1 protein-coding gene is annotated in these 1061 nt (G+C 69.9%); it reads left to right on the forward strand.

Annotation, left to right across the window (positions count from 1 at the left end):
* Positions 1–1050 (forward strand): IS110 family transposase (locus AB0M26_RS31960; RefSeq protein WP_365266561.1); only part of this gene is annotated, 1050 nt, incomplete at its 5' end.
* Between the last annotated feature and the right edge of the window lie 11 nt (positions 1051–1061).

Genomic DNA, 1061 nt, shown 5'->3' on the forward strand with positions numbered 1-1061 from the left:
ACGGCGAAGTTCGGCACGGTGCTTGTCGTGGTGGACCAGCCGGCCTCCATCGGCGCTCTGCCGTTGACGGTGGCTCGGGATGCGGGCTGCCAGGTCGCCTACCTGCCGGGACTTGCCATGCGGCGGATCGCCGACCTGTACCCGGGCGAGGCGAAGACCGACGCGAAAGACGCCGCGGTGATCGCGGACGCTGCCCGCACCATGCCGCACACCCTGCGCTCGCTGGAACTGTCCGACGAGATCACCGCCGAGCTGACCGTCCTCGTCGGCTTCGACCAGGACCTCGCGGCCGAAGCCACCCGCACTTCCAACCGGATGCGCGGTCTGCTCACCCAGTTCCACCCCAGCCTCGAGCGTGTCCTGGGCCCGCGCCTGGACCATCCCGCGGTGACCTGGCTCCTCGAGCGCTACGGGTCCCCGGCCGCCCTGCGCAAAGCCGGCCGCCGCAGACTTATCGAGGTGATACGGCCCAAGGCCCCGCGCATGGCCCAGCGGCTGATCGACGAGGTCTTCGACGCGCTCGACGAACAGACCGTCGTGGTCCCCGGCACAGGCACCCTCGACGTCGTCATCCCTTCCCTGGCCCGCCAGCTCGCGGCCGTCCACGACCAGCGGCGGGCCCTGAAAGCCCAGATCAGCACCCTGCTGGAGGCACACCCTCTTTCCCAGGTCCTGACGTCGCTGCCCGGCGTCGGCGTCAGGACCGCCGCGGTACTGCTGGTCACCGTCGGCGACGGCACCAACTTCCCCACCGCCGCCCACCTGGCTTCCTACGCCGGCCTCGCCCCGACGACACGGTCCTCGGGGACCTCGATCCACAGCGAACACGCACCCAGAGGCGGCAACCGGCAACTCAAGCGCGCGATGTTCCTGTCCGCGTTCGCCGCCCTGCACGATCCCGCCTCCCGCACCTACTACGACAAATGCCGGGCCCGCGGAAAGACCCACACGCAGGCCCTTCTCCGCCTGGCCCGCCGCCGCATCAGCGTGCTGTTCGCGATGCTCCGCGACGGCACCTTCTACGAACCCAGAACCCCACGCCTCGCTTGACGAAAGACATA

The organism is Streptomyces sp. NPDC051776, from assembly GCF_040681345.1.
In the GTDB taxonomy this organism is placed as follows: Bacteria; Actinomycetota; Actinomycetes; order Streptomycetales; family Streptomycetaceae; genus Streptomyces.